The 19,227-nt window shown below is 59.9% G+C and carries 15 protein-coding genes; 7 read left to right on the plus strand and 8 right to left on the minus strand.

The window, feature by feature from the left end; all coding sequences use genetic code 11:
• Nucleotides 1-6: 6 nt before the first annotated feature.
• The 8 genes from G0Q00_RS13995 to G0Q00_RS14030 all read right to left on the minus strand — a co-directional run bounded on the left by G0Q00_RS13995 (nucleotide 7) and on the right by G0Q00_RS14030 (nucleotide 8,606).
• Nucleotides 7-846, minus strand: a complete 840-nt coding sequence (locus tag G0Q00_RS13995) for an EamA family transporter (protein WP_163040445.1) — start codon at nucleotides 844-846, stop codon at nucleotides 7-9.
• 4 nt (nucleotides 847-850) lie between these two features.
• The gene (locus G0Q00_RS14000) at nucleotides 851-1,996 is read right to left on the minus strand and encodes an iron-containing alcohol dehydrogenase (RefSeq protein WP_163040447.1); all 1,146 of its coding nucleotides are present in this window, start codon (nucleotides 1,994-1,996) and stop codon (nucleotides 851-853) included.
• Entirely contained in the window at nucleotides 1,993-3,375 is a 1,383-nt protein-coding gene (locus G0Q00_RS14005) for an aldehyde dehydrogenase family protein (protein ID WP_163040449.1), read from the minus strand. Before G0Q00_RS14005 ends, G0Q00_RS14000 begins: the two co-directional genes overlap by 4 nt.
• Before the next feature lie 84 nt (nucleotides 3,376-3,459).
• Nucleotides 3,460-4,809 carry a glutamine synthetase family protein gene (locus G0Q00_RS14010; RefSeq protein ID WP_163040451.1) on the minus strand — a complete coding sequence of 450 codons (1,350 nt, stop codon included), beginning with the start codon at nucleotides 4,807-4,809 and terminating at the stop codon, nucleotides 3,460-3,462.
• Between the two features lie 55 nt (nucleotides 4,810-4,864).
• The gene (locus G0Q00_RS14015) at nucleotides 4,865-5,899 is read right to left on the minus strand and encodes a TRAP transporter substrate-binding protein (RefSeq protein WP_163040453.1); all 1,035 of its coding nucleotides are present in this window, start codon (nucleotides 5,897-5,899) and stop codon (nucleotides 4,865-4,867) included.
• Between the two features lie 33 nt (nucleotides 5,900-5,932).
• A complete protein-coding gene (locus G0Q00_RS14020) occupies nucleotides 5,933-7,252 on the minus strand; it encodes a TRAP transporter large permease subunit (RefSeq protein WP_163040455.1) in 1,320 nt (439 codons plus the stop codon).
• Nucleotides 7,249-7,821, minus strand: a complete 573-nt coding sequence (locus tag G0Q00_RS14025; RefSeq protein ID WP_163040694.1) for a TRAP transporter small permease subunit — start codon at nucleotides 7,819-7,821, stop codon at nucleotides 7,249-7,251. Before G0Q00_RS14025 ends, G0Q00_RS14020 begins: the two co-directional genes overlap by 4 nt.
• 8 nt (nucleotides 7,822-7,829) lie before the next feature.
• Nucleotides 7,830-8,606 (minus strand): N-formylglutamate amidohydrolase, encoded by a 777-nt coding sequence (locus G0Q00_RS14030; RefSeq protein ID WP_163040457.1) that lies wholly within the window; start codon nucleotides 8,604-8,606, stop codon nucleotides 7,830-7,832.
• 124 nt (nucleotides 8,607-8,730) lie between these two features.
• Here G0Q00_RS14030 and G0Q00_RS14035 point away from each other — a divergent pair, with 124 nt between their 5' ends.
• The 7 genes from G0Q00_RS14035 (at nucleotide 8,731) to G0Q00_RS14065 (ending at nucleotide 19,156) form a co-directional block, all read left to right on the plus strand.
• Nucleotides 8,731-9,603, plus strand: coding sequence for a MurR/RpiR family transcriptional regulator (locus G0Q00_RS14035; protein WP_370458582.1), 873 nt, complete (start codon nucleotides 8,731-8,733; stop codon nucleotides 9,601-9,603).
• Nucleotides 9,604-9,785: 182 nt separating this feature from the next.
• A complete protein-coding gene (locus G0Q00_RS14040; protein WP_163040461.1) occupies nucleotides 9,786-11,975 on the plus strand; it encodes a C1 family peptidase in 2,190 nt (729 codons plus the stop codon).
• A gap of 15 nt (nucleotides 11,976-11,990) precedes the next feature.
• A complete protein-coding gene (locus G0Q00_RS14045) occupies nucleotides 11,991-15,386 on the plus strand; it encodes a D-Ala-D-Ala carboxypeptidase family metallohydrolase (RefSeq protein ID WP_163040463.1) in 3,396 nt (1,131 codons plus the stop codon).
• A gap of 12 nt (nucleotides 15,387-15,398) precedes the next feature.
• Entirely contained in the window at nucleotides 15,399-16,454 is a 1,056-nt protein-coding gene (locus G0Q00_RS14050; RefSeq protein ID WP_163040465.1) for a hypothetical protein, read from the plus strand.
• Nucleotides 16,455-16,591: 137 nt separating this feature from the next.
• Nucleotides 16,592-16,954 carry a hypothetical protein gene (locus G0Q00_RS14055; RefSeq protein WP_163040467.1) on the plus strand — a complete coding sequence of 121 codons (363 nt, stop codon included), beginning with the start codon at nucleotides 16,592-16,594 and terminating at the stop codon, nucleotides 16,952-16,954.
• Between the two features lie 6 nt (nucleotides 16,955-16,960).
• A complete protein-coding gene (locus G0Q00_RS14060; protein WP_163040469.1) occupies nucleotides 16,961-17,893 on the plus strand; it encodes a proline racemase family protein in 933 nt (310 codons plus the stop codon).
• 24 nt (nucleotides 17,894-17,917) lie between these two features.
• Entirely contained in the window at nucleotides 17,918-19,156 is a 1,239-nt protein-coding gene (locus G0Q00_RS14065) for an FAD-binding oxidoreductase (protein ID WP_163040471.1), read from the plus strand.
• The last annotated feature ends 71 nt before the right edge of the window (nucleotides 19,157-19,227 follow it).

Genomic DNA, 19,227 nt, shown 5'->3' on the forward strand with positions numbered 1-19,227 from the left:
TAGGCATCAGATAGATAGCCCAATAAGCGCGACACCCCCTGCCATCAGAACCGCCGCCAACAGGCGGCGCTGCCAGTTCCCTTCACCCAAAAAGACAAAGCCAATTAGGGCCGCAAAAATGACCGAGGTTTCACGCAAAGCCGACACGGCCCCAAGTGGGGCGAAGTTCTTGGCGTATAAGACCAGGCCATAGGCGGTCATCGACACCATGCCGCCCAGAATGCCAATCATCCACGTCCGGCGTGGCAGGGCCATGATCGCGTTTCCGCGGCGCACAGCCACGAAGCCCGTGATGAAGATATGTAACACCGAATGCCACGCCCAATAGGACAGCGTGTCTCCAGACAAGCGCACGCCGACCCCATCCACAAGCGAGTAGCCCGAGATGCAGAATCCCGTTCCAAGCGCAAAGAACAGTGCCGCTCGACCAACCCCGTGCCGCAGCGCCGCCCAGCTTGAAATCTGGATCGCCACTGCGATCAGCGCGATGCCGAACCATGCCTGCGCGGGAAGGATCTCGCCCACGAACAGCATGGCCCACAGAGACACCAGCGCGGGTACGATACCACGCGCGATCGGGTAAACGACGCTAAGGTCTCCGTGCTTATAGGCCTGCCCCAGCATGTAGAAATAGCCGAAGTGGATCACCGTCGAGGCGATCAGGTAGGGCCAGCTCTCCACGGCTGGCAATGGCAGCACCGCCACCATTGCCAAGCCGGGAATTACATGACCCAGTGCCACCAAACCCAATGTGGCTGTCCGATCCCCCGCCGTTTTCACAATGGTGTTCCATGTGGCGTGCAGCATTGCCGCCGACAGGATGATCAGGACAATGCCCGTGGTCATGGGGTCAGATCACATCTTCAAAGAGCTGGCGCAGGTTTTCACGGGTCAGCTCGACCGGGTTGCCGCCGCAGCTGGGGTCTTTGATCGCGCCTTCGACCAGAGCGTCCATCTGGTCGACGCTCACGCCCATATCGGACAGTTTACGCGGGATCTGGAAGCTGTCGTTGAAGTCTTGCACGAAGTTTTGGAAGCCTTTGAAGCCACCTTCGATGCCCAGATAACCTGCGGCGCGGTCGAAACGATCGGCGATCTCGGCCGCGTTGAATTCGAGCACAGCAGGCATACAGACCGCATTCGTGGTCCCGTGGTGGGTGTTGAAGATCGCACCAACTGGGTGGGACAGCGCGTGAATTGCGCCAAGTCCCTTCTGGAACGCTGTCGCGCCCATCGCGGCGGCAGACATCATATTGGCGCGCGCCTCAAGGTCGGTGCCATCCGCATAGGCGCGCGGCAGATAGTCGATGACCAGACGCATGCCTTCCAGCGCGATACCTTGGCTCATTGGATGGTAGTGCGGGCTCGAGAACGCCTCGACGCAATGTGCAAACGCATCCAAACCGGTGCCTGCGGTGATGAACTTGGGCATGCCCATGGTCAGCTCGGGGTCCGCAATCACAACCGTCGGCAGCACCTTCGGGTGGAAGATGATCTTCTTCTCATGCGTCACCGAGTTCGTGATGATCGAGGCACGGCCGACCTCGGATCCCGTCCCCGCAGTCGTCGGTACCGCGATGATCGGAGCAATCGCATCCGCATCCGCACGGGTCCACCAATCGCCGATATCTTCGAAATCCCAGATCGGGCGGTTCTGACCTGCGAAGAACGCAACCATCTTGCCCAGATCCAGACCCGAGCCGCCACCGAACGCGATCACACCGTCATGACCGCCCGCCTTGTAGGCCTCGACGCCGGCGTGCAGGTTGATCTCGGACGGGTTGGGATCGACCTCGCTGAACATGCCACGGCCCAGACCGGCAGCTTCCATGATGTCCAGCGTCGCCTGCGTGATCGGCAGATCGGCCAGACCTTTGTCGGTCACCAGAAGCGGGCGCTTCATACCTGCCTGAGCACAGGCCTCGGGCAGTTCCTTGATGCGGCCTGCGCCGAATTTCATTGCGGTCGGATAGGACCAGTTTCCAACAAGGCTCATGATGTCACCTTCTTCAGATGGTAGGATTTCGGGCGTGTCAGGTTGTGGAAGCCGATCACGGACAAACCACCCCCACGCCCAGTGTTTTTGCAACCGGTCCAGCACAGGCCGGGATCAAGATAGTCGGCGCGGTTCATGAAAACTGTCCCGGTTTCGACCTGATCGCCCACACGCGCGGCACGATCCACGTCGCTTGTCCATAGGCTGGCGGTCAGACCGAACTCGCTGTCATTCATCAGCGCGATGGCTTCGTCGTCAGAAGACACCTTCATGATCCCCACAACTGGACCAAAGCTTTCATCCCGCATCACGCGCATATCATGCGTAACATTCGTCAGGATCTGCGGCGTCAGATAGGCGCCGCCATCATCCTCGGCAAAGGTGTCGATATGGGCGACGGCCCCATCGGCTAGCGCCTCGGAAATCTGCGCGCGCACCTCGTCCGCAAAACGCACATTCGCCATCGGCCCCAACGTGGTTTCCGGGTCCAGCGGGTTGCCAAGCTTATAGCCCTTCACGATCTCAACCGCCTTGGCGACGAAGTCGTCATAGAGGCTCTCATGCACGTAAATCCGTTCAATCCCGCAGCAACACTGGCCCGCGTTGAACATGGCGCCGTCGATCAACGTATCAACCGCCGCGTCCAGATCCGCGTCTTCCATGACATAGCCGGGGTCTTTCCCGCCCAGCTCGGTGCCCACGCCCGTAAACGTGCCCGCCGCCGCGCGCTCCATCGCCTGACCACCACCGACCGAGCCAGTGAAGTTCACGAAGTCGAACGCATTGTCCGCGATCAGATCATTGGTCACGTCATGCGACAGGAATACATTCTGGAACACATCCGCAGGCACACCGGCCGAGGCAAAGGCCGCAGCCATACGTTCGCCCACCAACAGGGTCTGCGTCGCGTGTTTCAACACCACCGCATTGCCCGCAATCAGCGCAGGTGCAACGGTGTTGATCGCTGTCATGTAAGGGTAGTTCCACGGGGCGACGACAAAAACTACACCGTGCGGCACGCGCTTGATATAGCGCTTGAACGTCTCATCCTCGCCCACTTCGATATCTGCAAGGCTGTCCGCCGCGATCGAGGCCATGTGGCTGGCGCGCTCATTGAACCCACCGAACTCGCCGCCATAACGCACTGGGCGTCCCATCATCTGGGCAAGCTCCGGCACAATCTCGTCATTCATCGCGCCAACGGCTGCGACCCCAGCCATCACCAAATCGACCCGCTCGGCCAACGGACGCGCTGCCCAAGCCGCCTGCGCTGCCCGCCCGCGCGCCACCGCATCCTTGGCGGCCTCCAGCGACAACACCTCGCGTTCAGCATAAACCGATCCATCAATCGGCGAGATACACTTCAATACCTGACCCATGTCAGCTCTCCATTTCCAGAACCGTTCCCCCGCATTTTCTTGCCAAAAATATCCTGGGGGAGCCGTAGGCGGGGGCAAAGCCCCCTATGCCCGCTCAAATCCGCGCGCGACTTCCCAATCGGTCACCACGCGCTCAAATTCCTCGATCTCGACTTCGGCAGCGCGAGTATAGTGGTCGACCACGTCGTCCCCCATCGCAGCCCGCAACATCTTTGACCCATGCAGCGCATCACGCGCGGCAGACAGATTGCCCGGAATCATACCGGTTTCCCCCTGATAGACATCGCCAGTGGTCGGGGCCTGAAGCTCCAACCCTTCTTCAATGCCAGCAATACCCGCCGCTAGCATTCCAGCTATGGCCAGATAGGGGTTCATGTCCGATCCAGGGATGCGGCACTCGACGCGCACCGCTTTGGTGCCATCACCGCACAGGCGGAAGCCTGCCGTGCGGTTGTCCACCGACCAGATGATCCGCGTTGGCGCAAAGGTGCCCTTCATGAACCGTTTGTACGAGTTGATATAGGGCGCCATGAAATAGGTGTAGTCCGGCGCGTATTTCAAAAGCCCCGCCATGTAGGATTTCATCAGATCCGACATGCCCAGCGCGTCGCTCGGATCGAAGAACGCATTCGCGCCATCCTTCCACAGCGACTGGTGCACGTGGCTGGACGAGCCCACCTTGTCGTGATGCCATTTCGGCAGGAATGTCGCCGCATGGCCTTGTTGCCACGCGATTTCCTTCACCGCGTGTTTGGCGATCGAGTGATACTCGGCATTGTCCATGGCGGGGGCGTATTTGATGTTCAGTTCTTCCTGACCGGTCTCGGCCTCGCCCTTTGAGTTCTCAATTGGCAGACCGGCGTTCCACAGGTGATTGCGGATCGGCCGCATCACGTGTTCTTCTTTGGTGGTCTGCAGAATGTGATAATCTTCGTTATAGCCCGAGATCGGGGCCAGATCGCGGAAGCCCTCTTTGCGGATGTCGTCAAAGCTTTTCTCGAACAGGAAGAATTCCAGTTCGGTCGCGGTCATGGCGTCAAAGCCCAACTCGGCCAGTCGCGCCACCTGACGCTTCAGGATCGCGCGCGGGGAATGGGGTACATCCGCATGCGTATGGTGATCCAGCACATCGCACATCACCATCACCGTACCCTCAAGCCACGGCACCGGACGCAGGGTCGACAGGTCGGGCTTCATGACATAGTCGCCATAGCCCCCTTCCCACGAGGTCGAGGCATAGCCATCTGGCGTGCCCATCTCCAGATCCGTTGCCAGCAGATAGTTACAGCAATGGGTTTCTTCATACGCCCCATGTACAAAATGGCCCGCATGGAACCGCTTGCCCATCAGGCGCCCCTGCATATCGACCAGACATACCAGAACCGTATCGATGCTGCCCTCAGCAAATTGTGCTTTCAGATCGTCGAGTGTCATAACTGCCTCTTTCAAGAAAAGCGGGGGCGGCAGGTGGCCGCCCCACGCGGTATCATTAACCGTAGCGGTAAGGCCGTCCAGCCTTCTGCATGTCGTCGTTATACTTGCGGAAGATCTCGACCACTTTGGCTTTGGTCGGGCTTTCGGCCGCGATCTCGTCCCAGAACTTGACGGCCGCCGCTTCTACCTGTGCCCATTCCTCGTCCGGGATGGTGGTCAAGCTCATCTTGTCACCGTTGACGCGCAGGTTGGCTTCGCCGCCCCAATACCACCACTGGCGATAATAGTGCGACTGGTCACAGCAGACGCGGAACAGCGTTTGCAGGTCTTCCGGCAGCTCGTTCCAACGGTCCATATTGGCGAAGAACGACCCGGCCCATGCGCCCGAGATGTTGTTGGTCAGGAAATAGTTGGTCACGTCGGCCCAGCCCACGGTGTAGTCTTCCGTGATGCCCGACCATGCGATCCCGTCCAGCTCGCCGGTTTGCACAGCGACCTCGATGTCTTCCCACGGCAGGGTCACTGGGACCACGCCGAACTGCGACAGGAAGCGGCCTGCAGTTGGGAAGGTGAAGACGCGCTTGCCCTTCAGGTCGGCAAGCGAGTGGATCGGATCCTTGGTGGCAAAGTGGCACGGGTCCCACGACCCGGCGCTGACGTGTTTGATACCAACAGCCGAGTATTCCTCGTCCCAGATCTCATTCAGGCCGTACTGGTTGAACAGCACTGGTACGTCGAGCGAATAGCGCGAGGCAAACGGGAAGTAGCCGCCGAACACGGTCACATCCGTAGGTGACGCCATCGAGTCATCATCCGACTGCACCGCATCAATCGTGCCCTTCTGCATGGCACGGAACAGCTCTCCGGTCGGGACCAGTTGGTCGGCATAGAACAGCTCGATCTGCATGCGGTCGCCTGCGATCTTGTTGAACATCTCGATCGCCGGGTCGATCACGTGGGCGGCCAATGCGGGGCCGGCATAGGTCTGCATGCGCCACTTGATCGTGCCTTGCGCAATCGCGGGCGTCGCCAGCGGAGCCGCGGCCAGACCGGCCCCAGCGGTGGTTAAAAACTTACGTCTTGTCGTCATCTTCTCTCTCCTAGTTGGTTGTTTTTATTATCGTTATCTTCCGTAAACGTAATTGGGCAGCCAAAGAGCGATTTGGGGGAAGGTCATGATGATTGCCAAAGCCATCACCATGATAAGGACGAATGGCACGATCGAACGGTAAATGTCCCCCAGCCCAATTTCTGGCGGTGCCATGGCCCTCATTAGAAACAAGTTGTAGCCAAAGGGCGGCGTCATATACGCGATCTGTGTGGTGATGGTGTAAAGCACCCCATACCAGATCAGGTCGAAGCCCAGCACTTTGACCAAGGGCACGTAAAGCGGCGCCACGATGACCAGCATCGCGGTATCGTCCAGAAATGTGCCCATAATGATGAAGCTTAGCTGCATCAGGATCAAAATGACCCATGGGTTCAGCCCAAGCTGTTCAGTAAACAGGTTGTCGATCGCCTTGACCGCGCCCAGCCCGTCGAAGACCGCGCCAAAGCCAAGTGCTGCCAGAATGATCCACATGAACATACAGGAAATCAGCAGCGTCTGCTTGGTGCAGGTCTCGAAGATGTGCCATGTCATGCGGCGCTTGGCGACCGACGCGAACAGGGCGGTCAGTGCCCCGATCGCCGAGCTTTCGACAAGCGAGGTCCAACCGTTCACGAAGGGCACCATCATCGCGGCAAAGATGGCCAGCGGCAGGATACCGGCACCCAGCAAGCGGATCTTCTCGGCGCGCGAAACCTGATGTGCGTCTTCCATCGCCGGGCCAAGATGCGGTTGGATTTTGCAGCGCAGCCAGATGTAGATGATGAACAGAGCGGCCATCATCAGGCCCGGCAGCACGCCCGCAAGCCACAGCTGTCCCACGGGTTGGCGTGCGATCATCGCATAAAGCACCAAGACGACCGAGGGCGGAACGAGGATGCCCAAACTGGATCCGGCCTGAATAACCCCTGTGACCATGATCTTGTCATAACCTCGGCGCAACAATTCCGGCAGCGCGATGGTGGCCCCGATGGCCATCCCGGCGACGCTGAGGCCATTCATGGCGGACACCAGAACCATCAGGCCGATTGTGCCAATCGCAAGACCTCCGTTCACCGGGCCCATCCAGACATGGAACATGCGGTACAGGTCATCGGCCAGACGGCTTTCGCTCAGGACATAGCCCATAAAGATGAACATCGGCAGGGTCAGAAGCGGATACCATTTCATCAGCTTCATCGCGGCGGAAAACGGAATGTCCTGCCCGCCCACGCCCCACAGAAGCAGGGCCGCAATTGCGCCCACGGCACCGATCGCGCCGAACACGCGCTGGCCGGTGAACAGCATCAGCATCATCGATGCGAACATGAAAATGGCGATATATTCTTGGCTCATGTGCGTGTCACACCAATCTCGTTGCCGCGGATGCGGGCGATGTCTTTGAACAGTTCGGAAATGGCCTGAAGCAGCATCAGGAAGAAACCGATGACCATGATGGATTTGATGGGCCAGGCATAGGGGCGCCATGCGGTGGACGAGCGTTCAAGCCGCCCAACCTCTTCCGCGCCGGTGATCAGCCCCCAGAAATAGGAAAACGGCGCGTCGCCCCAATAGCCCAGTGAATAGGCAGTCGATCCCACGCCACCCCAGATCAGCACGCCCAGATAGATCAGCAGGAAAAACACCGTGAAGGCGTCGAACCACGCTTTCTTGCGGTTGTTCCAGTTGTGGTAAAACAGGTCCATCCGCACGTTCGACCCCATCTGGAGAGAATACGGCCCGCCCATGATGTAATAGGTCACCATCGCAAACTGGGCCATTTCCAAGGTCCAGAGCGACGGCAGGAAAAACGTCTTCGAGATCGAGGACCACAGAAGGATCCCCATCATCACAAAGAGCCCCCACATCATTACCCGACCGATGCGATAGTTCACGGCGTCCACGACGCGTACATATCCAGTCATGAACACAGTCACGCGGTGTTCCTTTCAGTCATGGCCGCCTTGGCCTTGGCGATCCAGTCTGCCAGCGTTTCAGCAATGCGCGCATGCTGCTCGGCCGTCTCGATCAGGTCGTTGCGAATCTCGATCATCACATTCGGCAAGCCATACGGCACCGCATGGCGGTTTAACGTATGCGCCACGCCATCAACGGCCGCATAGGGTTCGTTCAACTGCACCTCCATGCCCAGATCTGCCGGGATGGTCTGCATCATTGAGTGGGCCAGCCGATCATCATCGCCATGCAGAATGCCGATCTGCACATCCCGCATCTGGCCGCGATAGACAGGCGTGAAACTGTGCACCGTCACCATCATCTGAAGATGCGCCCGGTGCACTCCGATCTGCTCGGTCAACATTCGTGAAAACGGGCGGTAGACCTGCGTGACCCGCTCGCTGCGCGCAAGGTCGGACAGCTCAGCATTTCCGGGGATATCAAAGACTTCGCTACGCGACGGGATCGCGTCCGGTGCTTCGGGCGGGCGATTGCAATCATAGACCAGCCGCGAGATCCCACCATGCACAAGCACGGCGCGCATCTGCTGCGCCAGTCTCTTGGCAACGGGCAGCGCACCGGGATCCCACGCGATGTGGCGGGTCAGAATGTCGTCATCCAATCCAAGCCCCCCCAGATGCGCAGGCACCCGGTTCGAGGCGTGTTCACACACCACGATCACCGAGGGCGCCTCGCCCATCATGTCCACATGCACTGCCGGACCAAAAGTAGATTTCAAAGACTGCGATTCCATTGGGAAAAAGTTCCACAGCTTCATTCACTGTGTCAATATTTTTCCGCAACGATTTTCCCGCCCTTGATTTTCCTGTCGGTTTTTTGACAGAATGACTAAATTCACAGCGAAAGGGTGTTGCCACGTGCGCGTAACTGATCAGCTTTTACAACATCGCGAAGAGATGACCCCGTCCGAGCGACAGCTTCTGAACGCAATTCTGGACGACTACCCCCTATCCGGGCTTGGCAGCATCACTGAACTGGCCGCGAACGCGTCGGTGTCCACAACGACGGTCGCGCGACTTTTGCAAAAAACCGGGTTCAACGGTTATCCGCAGTTTCAGGCCGCCCTGCGGCGCGAGTTGAAAGAGATGATCTCGGACCCGGTGGCCAAGCGCGACGTGTGGAAGACCGATCTGCCGGAAGAGCACATGCTGAACCGGTATTCGCGACAGGCGCTTGAAAACCAAAGACGCAGCCTGGACGAGGTCGACCCGGACGAATTCGACGGGCTGTGCAAGCTGCTCTCCGATCCAAATCGCCGCATCTTCATCACCGGGGGCCGGATCACCGGTACGTTGGCGCAGTATTTCTATCTTCACCTCCAGATGATCCGCCCTGACGTGCGCATTCTGCCCTTTTCCGCCTCGTGGACACACGAGCTTTTGGACATTCGCAAAGGGGACGTCCTGATCGCGCTGGATGTGCGCCGGTACGAGAACACCACGCTGGTAATCGGGCAGCTGTGTCACGAACGCGAGGCCGAGATCGTGCTCTTCACCGATCAATGGCGCTCGCCCATTCACCGTTTGGCACGTCATACGTTCAGTGCGCGCATCGCGGTGCCGTCCGCCTGGGATTCGATGGCTGCGATTCTGGTCTTGCTGGAATGCGCCGTGGCCGAGGTGCAAGAGCGTCTTTGGGACGATGTTAAGGCCCGCACGGATGCGCTGGAAGAGGCGTTCGACCGCACCAAACTGTTTCGTAAATTCGGACAAAGCAGCAGCTCAAACTAGAACCTTACACTTTGTAGAAACAGTATAATTTCGATTTTCCCCTGCATTTGTTGGGCCAAGCGCCACCCAGCGCCACCTGCCCCATTTTTCCCGCAGTTTTGAGAAACCCCCACTTTGTGATAGAATGAGGGGGTAAACCTTCTAAATTTAATTGCAAATTCTGATTTGGGCCGCGTGAGCGCATGTCCGAAATTGATACCAAAATCGTGCAGAAAAACGGGGTCCGGGCAGATTGGGTTGATCTGAGGGATCAGACCTATGTGCCGAATTTAGCCATCCTGAAACACGCACTGGCGATGGACCCCAAACTGCTAAACCCTGCCGACGACGCGGGGCTGCGACATCCGATCTTCACAGTGCGCGATCAGGGGGTATCTGGCCGCTGTGTTGGCTTTGCGCTGGCCAATCTGATCGACATTCAGCGCCACCTGCAACATACTGAACGCGGCGGCCCGCATGGCAGCGCGGGTCACGCGAAAGACATCACCAGCGCAGACATGCTGTATCGCATGGCGTATTTCCACGACCGCTATCCGTCGCTTGAGGCTATGAAAACGGACACGCACGAGGGCGTCCTGACCCTGCGCTCGGCCATCAAGGGGTTCTATCACCACGGGGCCTGCTTGGACTGGCCCTTCGCCAGTGCTCCGCCAGACGACACGCGGTGGCAAAGCGACTGTTATCTGGCGGGCGGACCGGATGCCGAGCGCCGCTTCACCAGCGTGGCGCAGGCGCGGCATGCGCGCGACATCGGGCTGGGGGCGTATTTCCGGCTGGCCTCGGTCCTGAACCATTTTCACGCGGCGCTGAATGACGCGCAGGCCGTGTTGGTCAGCGCGAATATCCATGACGGATGGTTGCAGGCCACGCCGCAGAACAGCGGGGCGATTGGCTGGCCGCCCGCGCAAGGCAAGCTTGGCACCCATGCTTTTGTGCTGACGGGATATGATCAGCACGGCTTTCACGTGCTGAATTCGTGGGGGCCGGGCTGGGGTGGTTATCTGGGACAGGCCGGAATTGGGTTGTGGAGCTATGACGACTGGGCGCGCAACGTCATCGACGGCTGGGTGCTGCGACTGGGCGTTCCCGCGCCGGCGGCGTTCGGTGCTTCGGTCGGCGAGAAGGGCACCAAGGGCGTAATTGGCAAGATCCGGTCCGGCTCGACCCCGTGTTTTGAACTGGTCGGGCATTACATGCATCTGGATGACGGCTATCACGTCTCGACCGGGTCCTACCCATCGTTCAAAGACGGGTGGTCCCGCACGCAGGCCCACCTTGCCCCTAAGTTAGACCCTACGGTCGCCCCAGACGATCCCAACAAATATCGCGGCGTGCTCTTGTGGATCCCCGGCAGTCTGGAGGGCATCAAACCCGCTTTTTCCGCCGCCGTCGCACGCAAGAACGCGATCAAGGCGATGGGGCTGTACCCGTACTCGATCTTCTGGTGCAACAGCTTCGTCGAGAAATCGCTAGAGGTGCTGGCAAGCCTTTTTGACAGCTGCACCAAGCAAGCGGGCGACACGGCCGAACATCTGGACGAACTGATTGAAAACCGCGTGCGCGGTGTCGGGCGGGCTTTTTGGCGCGACATTGAAATGAGCGCCATGCGCGCGCTGAAAGGCACGGGCGAGCTGCCGTTTGAACAGCACCATGACCGCAGCCATTCGAAAACCGGGATCGTCGGGGATTTTCTGCACAGCCTTTTGGACCTGAAAGACCAGACCGGCTGCGAACTGCACATCGTCGCGGAAGGCGCCGGCATCTTGATCGTGCACGAGATGCTGTCCCTGCTTAAGCCCGACATGCCACCACCCTTCTCGCGTCCCGGCGTGGATTTCCGCGAGACATGGTTCGACACGATGCATTTGGTGCATCCGGCCATCGGGTTGCCCCGCGCGCAGAACGTGCTGCTGCCCCGGATCACGCAAATGAACGGCGCGCTGGATCCCGCACGCCACAGCAAAAGCCGTGCCCGCGGACCCGTGGTGCAGCCGCTATTGCGCGCCGCCGAGGATGTGCCCGCCCGGATCTATGTCCCGACCGAGGAGCTGGAGGATCGCGTCTGTTTCGGCGCCTATGGCAAGTCGGTTTTGCATCTGGTCTCGAACGCATTCGAAGACCGCTATCCCCTGCCGCGCGGCACCGACACGCCGGACGCAGGCGCCTATCTGAAAGCACGCCCTTTTCTGGGCATGGCCAGCCTTGTCGACAACGACGCGGCGGTCGCCAGCGGCGCGATCTTTCGCCTGAACCGCATCCACGACCAGAAACACGATCTTGAGCGCATTCAGCAGACCGACCTGAATGCCGACCCGACCATCACCACCAGTATTTTCGAGTGCATCAGAGGATTTCAGAAACACGTGACCTGATAAAGGAGAAGACCGATGGCCAAAATCTCAGTCGAACAGCTTATGTCCCAAATGGCGGATCCCAACGTCGAAGAGACGGACCTGGCCAAGTATTTCATTCTAGACGAGGCGAACTCGGGCGCATTCAACCCGATGTTCAAGCTGAACCCAGAGACGGTCGAGTTGCCTGAAGGGCCAGATGCGCGGGCGCGCACGGCGGCGGCGATGAATTTTTTCAACTGGCTGTCACGCGCACGGCGGCAGGGCATGTTCCGCGACAAGCTGAAGGAAGGCTATACCGGTCCGATCATCGTGTCGGAAGGCGACAGCTGGTTCCAGTACCCGGTGCGTCTGCGCGACACGATTGATTACCTGATGAAGCCCTATGCGGTGTTTTCGCTTGGGGCGGCGGGTGACCTTCTGAAAAAGATGGCGGACAAGCAGGAATACCTGAATGCGTTGGACGACGAGAAGGGCGAGATCCTGCTTCTGTCCGGCGGCGGCAATGATCTGGTTGCAGGTGGGGCGCTGGCCTCGCATCTGGAAAAATACGACCCGGCGCTGAAGCCTGCGGATTATCTGCTGCCCTCGTTCCACATGCTTCTGGACGATGCGATCCACAATTACGGGCGCATGTTCCGGGACGTCCAACAACACTTCCCGCATGTCAGCGTGCTGTGCCACGGCTATGACTATCCGATCCCTAATGAGGGCCGCTGGCTGGGCGCCCCGATGGAAGAGCAAGAGATCCTCGACAAGGCCCTACAGCGCGACATCGCCATCGAGATGATGGATGCCTTTAACCGCCGTCTACGGCGGCTGGCGCAATCCGTGCCGAACGCCACCTATATCGACTGCCGCAACACGGTCGCGGACGAGAACTGGTTTGACGAATTGCACCCGGACGACACCGGCTATGGCAAGGTCGCGCAGAAATTCGAGGTTGAGATCAAGAAGATCGAGGCCGAGCGCATCGAAACGCCCCCTGTCATCAGCGGCCCGTTCGGTCTGGCCAGCGATCTTCAGGCCGACCTTCACCCCACCCCCGTCATTGCAGGCGGCGCGCCCAAGGGGATGTCTCTGCATGTGGGTCTGAACTTGGTGGACCCGGCCCATTACGACGGCTGGGACGGCAAGTTGAACGCCTGCGAAGCCGACGCGCTGGACATGGAAGCCTTGGCTTTGGCCGAGGGCTTCACCCCCACGCGGCTTCTGACCGCCGACGCCACGCGGCAAAACGTGGTCGCTGAAATCGAACGCGCGGCAGAGGAACTGAACGCAGGCGATATGTTCCTGTTCACCGTCTCGGGTCACGGCGGGCGGGTGCCGGACTTTAATCAGGACGAAGACCATGACGGCGACGAGAAGATGGACGAGACGTTGTGCCTCTATGATTTCCAAATCGCCGATGACGAGCTTTACATGCTCTGGACCAAGTTCCGCGCGGGGGTGCGGGTTTTGATGGTGCCGGACACCTGCCATTCGGGCTCGATGATCCGGTTTGGCCCCGGTGCGCCGACAACCCTGTTTGGCCGTCCGATGTCTCCAAGCCCCAACGTGCGGGCGATGCCCTTACATATCGAAGACCGCGTCTGGCGCGCCAATGAAGCGGCCTATCGCGAGGCGTCGAAGTCCTATAGCGCGCTGAAGGAAAGCGTGATGACCTCGCCGCTGTCCAGCCCGATCCAAGCCTCGGTCCTGAACCTTGGGGCCTGTAAAGACGAACAGTTCGCGATGGACGGCCCGCAAAACGGAGCCTTCACCGGCGCGCTTTTGACCGTCTGGTCGGATGGCGCATTCAAGGGCGATTATCGGTCCTTCTGCACCGCCATCGACGCCGAGATCAACAGCGACAGCCAGACCCCGCAATTGTTCGAAGCGCTGCTAAAAGAGCCGAACTTCGTCACCGACCGGCCCTTCACATTGCTCCCCGCCCGGGGGCAACAGGTCGCGGTCGCCAGCCCACCCCGCACCAGCCCCGAGGACGAAGAGGGCGACGAGCACGACCAGATCCCCGACAGCCAAGTGCGTGCGATCTTGGATGCCAAGGCGCGGGGCGCGGGGTTCCGCGACTCGACTGCTGCGTTGAACTGGCCGGATTATGCCGCATTTGACTCCTTTATCCGGTCGCTGGGGCTGCGCAATTTCTCGACCGACGAGTTTCTGGTTCTGGGTGGCGGGCACAACACCCCTGGCGGGGCCTGTCAGGGCAAAAACCTGTTTCCGTCGCGCAACCTTTGGGGGAACATCGCCAAGACCGCGCAGGTGCTCGACCATCTGCGGGATCGTCTGGGCAAGCCGATTGCGATCACCAACGCCTATCGCGGTCCGGCCTATAACCAGTGTATTGGCGGGGCGAAATCCAGCCAGCATATGGCGTTCCGGGCGCTGGACTTCCAAGTCGCGGGGATGGACGCGCCGCAGGTCGCTATGGCCCTGCGCTGGCTGCGCGACAAGGAAGGGTTCTTTACCGGCGGGATCGGGCGCTACAACAGCTTCACCCATATCGACACGCGGGGCACCAACGCCACGTGGCCACCCGCGTTCCGGGACGCGGCACTGCCCGCAAAGACCCCGCTTCTGCCAGTCGACCCCGGCGCGGCCCCTGTGGTGCACAGCCCAAGCGGCAAGCTGGATCTGGCGGACCGCATTGCGACGCTGTTCGCGACCGCTCTGGCCAAGCCCCGATCGGCTCCGGGCGACGTCCACTCAGCCTTTGCCGAACCCACGTCGCGCTCTGCCGACGCGTTCGATCCAAGCACCACCAACGCCACTGCGCAGCAAGCGCTGCAATCGGCGGTGAATGCCTCCAGCGTGATTTCCTTCGTCGACAACCTGACCCCGCTGCAAAAAGAGGACGTGCTGCTGTCGACCCTCTTCGCCCAGCGCGCTGCGGATGCCGTCTTTGACCCGGTGAAAGACCGCGCCGCATGGTTCGTGAAGTACATGGATCTGATGAGCCTCATGGGTTGGAGCCGCGAAGCCGCTCCGTTCGAGGCCAGCCAGCGGATGAAAGGCAATGGCAGCTTTGATCAGGTCATTCTGGCCACACTGGCGCAGGTGGCGACGGGCAACCAGTTCCGCATCGTCGAAAGCGCCATCGAAGCGCTGCGCGGGCTGACGCAGGACGATGGCAAGATCAAGCTCTTTGACTTCGAGACCTCGTCGTCCACTGGCGGCAACTTCCAGATCGGCAGCGCCGAGGCTTCGGGCGATGTAATCAGCATGGCCTTGGGCGCGTTCAACTTCACCTACAAGGACCGCAAGCAGAACCTGCTGTTCGTCACGTGGGGCAAGAACGAGCTGCAGTATTGGCTGTCTGCCCAGAAACTCGCACTCAGCCCGGTGATCTACGCCGATGTGCGCGAGATCATTCGCGACAAGCTGTCAGACACGCGTAAGACCTTGATTGCAGACATTGATCTGGGCTGATCGGGGGCTATGATGGTGCGCGCAAAGGACAAGACCAAGCTGCAGATTGATCCGCGCTATCTGCTGATCATGCTTCTGCCCGTCGTTGTTCTGATCGTGGCCGAGTATCTGCTGGGCACATTTGGGGACACCTCGGTGCATCTTGAAGGATTGGAGCTGAAAGACCAGTCCCGCCTGATCGAACTGAGCGCGCGCTATCGCTTTCTGGCCGCCCTGTTTTTCTTTGGCGGGGCGACGGTCTCGGTCACTGCGATCTTTGTGTTCGAGCTCTATTCCCGCCACACGCGGCGCTCGATCCTGACCACGATTGTGGGGATCTTGGGGATCATTTCTGTCTCGCTCAGCTTCTCGACTTTCGAACCCGATTGGATGCCCGCGAGTTTTGAAAGCGAAACCCTTCTAGGGCTAAACCTGTTTCACGCCTTGATGGTCCCGGCCAGCTTGGCGGGTTGCGATGCTGGAGGGAGCCTGCCCAATGGCTGTGACCAATTAGGGGCGTATTTCGCGATGGATTACTTGCTGGACCACGCGAACATTCTGACCTCGTTGTCCGCGGGTGCCGTGATCGCCGGGATGGTCTTGGCCCTGTCCCGCCCCGCAAATGTCGGGAGGTCGGCCCACCCGGACCTCGATACCGAGGCGCGCATCCTGAAAACCGCACAGGCGACCACGCAGCGGTATCTCTATTGCTCGGGCATCTTGCTGACGACCGGGATGGTCTTGATGCTGTCGTGGATGTCGTGGCCCGGTGACGCGATCTTGAATGACGACATGCGCAAAGCCCATGCCGAGCTGGTCAGTTCCCTGTCGATCTATCGGGGCGTCACCTATTCGGTCCTGATCCTGTCCTATTATCTGCCTGTCAGCCTGATCCTGAAGGTCCGCATCGACACCTTTCACGATGCTGTCGATGCGGCCGGGGAACCCGAATTGGCGAAGGACGTTGCGGGCTTTGACATTCAGCGTATCGCGACACTGGACGCGCTGAAGGCGATCATTGCCATCGTGTCCCCGATCCTGACCGGCGCGATTGGATCTTTCGGAGGTCTGGCAGGGTTCGGGGGATAACCGCCCATACTCGCACTTTGCAACCTTGACGCAAAACTGAGATCTTTTGCCACAATTTTGCTAGATTCTTGGATCCAAGATACATTAGGGTGAATGTACCACTTGCGGGCAACTGGCCCTCTATCGAATCGTCGTCAATGAAACAGGTTATTTCAAACTATGGAACGCTCTTCCCTTTGGCCCGGCATCACATGGTGCCCCAAGGGATCGCTGGCGCATGTGCCAGCGCAGGCAATACATCATTCTATCACGACAAATGCGCCGTGCCCTCCACCCTACGGACACGGCAAAACGGTTTCAAAGACGACCCGTACATGGAAAGCGCCATGCGCAAATTGACTGCACGTCTGCACATCAAAGGAAACTTTGATGTTTTTGGCCCAGATCCAGCCGTCGCCTATGCGTATTTCGCAGATAAACTGGGCGAAGCTGGGCTGGCGGGCTTCATGCACACAGCAGAAACCCTACGCTCACGTATGTCCCCTGAAATTTCGGTTTGAACACTCATGGATATTGTCGATAGCCACACAGGTGGCGAACCCACGCGCGTCATCCTGAACGGAGGCCCTGATCTGGGCACCGGCCCCTTGTCCCAGCGCGCCCGAATGTTGGCCGAAGAACACGAGGATTTCTATCTGTCCGTCATGCTGGAACCGCGCGGTCAGCCCGCCATGGTCGGCGCGCTGCTGGTTGAACCGGTGGACCCGACCTGCGTCACCGGCGTGATCTATTTCGACGCGGGCGCGGTGATTGGCATGTGCGGACATGGCACGATCGGGTTGGCCGTGACGCTCTATCACCTTGGGCGAATCGGGCTGGGCACCCACCGGATCGAGACCCCCGTCGGCGTGGTCGAGGTTCTGCTGTCCGACCCCAACACTGTCACGGTGACGAACATCGAAAGCCGCCGCGTACTTGCGGGCGTCTCGGTCGATGTGCCTGGTCTTGGGCAAGTAACCGGAGACGTCGCCTATGGCGGCAACTGGTTCTTCATCCTTGATCCGTCTCCCCTGCCCGTCGATCCCGGCAGCATCCGCGCCCTGACCGATGCAGCCATCGCCATCCGCGACACCGCCAACGCTCAAGGCATCGGCGGCGAAAAGGGCGAGCCGATTGATCATGTGATCTTCCAAGACACCTCGCCCAATCCGGACATGCACAGCCGCAACTTCGTGCTCTGCCCCGACGACGCCTATGACCGTTCGCCCTGCGGCACCGGAAGCTCGGCCCGCTTGGCGTGTCTGATCGCTGACGGCAAGCTGCAATTCGGGGAAGAGATCACGCAGGAAAGCGTTATCGGTAGCCCCTATCGCCTGTCCTGCACGCCGGGGCCGAAGGGGGGTGTGATCCCGTCCATCACCGGCCAAGCTTCTATCATGGCAGAGGGTCGATTGATCTTTGACGCCGCCGATCCTTTCAGGAATGGTATCCGCACCTGACCCACGCTTTCCACAAGGTCCAAGATGTCTAACGAAATCACAATCATCGGTGCCGGTATCATCGGCGTCAGCATCGGGCTGGAACTGGCCCGCCGTGGCCAGAAGGTCCGCGTTCTGGACCGTAAGGGCGTCGCGGGCGAGACCTCGGCCGGGAATGCAGGGGCGTTTGCCTTTCAGGAGGTCGAGCCGCTGGCTAAACCCGGCATTATGAAGCAAGCGCCCAAATGGCTACTGGACCCACTCGGGCCACTGTCGGTTCCGCCCGCCTATGCGGTGCAGATCGCGCCTTGGATGCTCCGGCTGTGGCGCGCCAGCTGGCGCGACCGGTACGAAGGGTCCATGAAGGCACAGTCCGAGTTGATGCATGTGGCCAAGGCAGCCTTTGAACGGCAGGTCGCGCATATCAACCGCGAAGACCTGATCCAGCGCAAAGGCCAGATGGCGCTTTATGAAGGCGAGAAAGCCTATCGCAGCACCCTGCCCGCGTGGGAGCTGAAGAAACAGCACGGCTTTGACGCCATCCACCTAACCAGCCCCGAGGCGATTGCCGAATATCAACCGGGCCTCCACCCGCGTTTCACCCACGGCGCGTTCACGCCCAACTGGTTCAACACCGTGGACCCGAAACTGTGGACCGAAACCGTGGCGCAGGCGTTGCGTGAAGCGGGGGGCGAGATCCAGATCACCTCGGTCCGAAACATCCTGCCCACGGAAACCGGGGTGCGGATCGACACGGATGATGGCGTGATTGAGACCCAGAAACTGATCATCGCCGCCGGGGCTTGGTCCCACCATCTAGCGCACCATCTAGGTGACAAGATCCCGCTGGAAACCGAGCGTGGCTATAACACCACCCTGCCCCCCGGCGCGTTTGACCTGCGCACGCACCTGACCTTCAGCCAGCACGGTTTCGTTGCCTCGGTGATCAATGGCGGCGTACGGATTGGTGGCGCGGTGGAACTGGGCGGGCTGAAACTGCCTCCGAACTATAAGCGCGCGGATGCCCTGTTGAAGAAAGCCAAAGCGTTCATGCCGGGCTTGAATACGGAGGGCGGCACGCAGTGGATGGGATACCGCCCGTCGCTGCCCGACACTCTGCCCGTTATCGGAGCCTCTCCCAAAGATCCGCGGGTGCTTTATGCCTTTGGTCATGGCCACTTGGGCCTGACGCAATCGGCAGGCACGGCGGAACTGGTCGCGGACTTGGCCCTTGGTGAAACGCCAGGGCTGGAACTTGCCCCCTTCGCGCCGACACGGTTCTGAGGCCAAATCGTTACAGAGCGCTCACGTCAACGTGCGCCGCATAGCGCTTCCATTTAGCGTCCAACACCCCA

This window comes from Aliiroseovarius sp. PrR006, from assembly GCF_010500215.1.
Classification (GTDB): domain Bacteria; phylum Pseudomonadota; class Alphaproteobacteria; order Rhodobacterales; family Rhodobacteraceae; genus Aliiroseovarius.

Bases quoted from the DNA above. Each gene is read 5' to 3' on its own strand.
- G0Q00_RS13995 (WP_163040445.1), bottom strand. From the start codon at position 846: ATGACCACGGGCATTGTCCTGATCATCCTGTCGGCGGCAATGCTGCAC.
- G0Q00_RS14000 (WP_163040447.1), bottom strand. From the start codon at position 1,996: ATGAGCCTTGTTGGAAACTGGTCCTATCCGACCGCAATGAAATTCGGC.
- G0Q00_RS14005 (WP_163040449.1), bottom strand. From the start codon at position 3,375: ATGGGTCAGGTATTGAAGTGTATCTCGCCGATTGATGGATCGGTTTAT.
- G0Q00_RS14010 (WP_163040451.1), bottom strand. From the start codon at position 4,809: ATGACACTCGACGATCTGAAAGCACAATTTGCTGAGGGCAGCATCGAT.
- G0Q00_RS14015 (WP_163040453.1), bottom strand. From the start codon at position 5,899: ATGACGACAAGACGTAAGTTTTTAACCACCGCTGGGGCCGGTCTGGCC.
- G0Q00_RS14020 (WP_163040455.1), bottom strand. From the start codon at position 7,252: ATGAGCCAAGAATATATCGCCATTTTCATGTTCGCATCGATGATGCTG.
- G0Q00_RS14025 (WP_163040694.1), bottom strand. From the start codon at position 7,821: ATGACTGGATATGTACGCGTCGTGGACGCCGTGAACTATCGCATCGGT.
- G0Q00_RS14030 (WP_163040457.1), bottom strand. From the start codon at position 8,606: ATGGAATCGCAGTCTTTGAAATCTACTTTTGGTCCGGCAGTGCATGTG.
- G0Q00_RS14040 (WP_163040461.1), top strand. From the start codon at position 9,786: ATGTCCGAAATTGATACCAAAATCGTGCAGAAAAACGGGGTCCGGGCA.
- G0Q00_RS14045 (WP_163040463.1), top strand. From the start codon at position 11,991: ATGGCCAAAATCTCAGTCGAACAGCTTATGTCCCAAATGGCGGATCCC.
- G0Q00_RS14050 (WP_163040465.1), top strand. From the start codon at position 15,399: ATGGTGCGCGCAAAGGACAAGACCAAGCTGCAGATTGATCCGCGCTAT.
- G0Q00_RS14055 (WP_163040467.1), top strand. From the start codon at position 16,592: ATGAAACAGGTTATTTCAAACTATGGAACGCTCTTCCCTTTGGCCCGG.
- G0Q00_RS14060 (WP_163040469.1), top strand. From the start codon at position 16,961: ATGGATATTGTCGATAGCCACACAGGTGGCGAACCCACGCGCGTCATC.
- G0Q00_RS14065 (WP_163040471.1), top strand. From the start codon at position 17,918: ATGTCTAACGAAATCACAATCATCGGTGCCGGTATCATCGGCGTCAGC.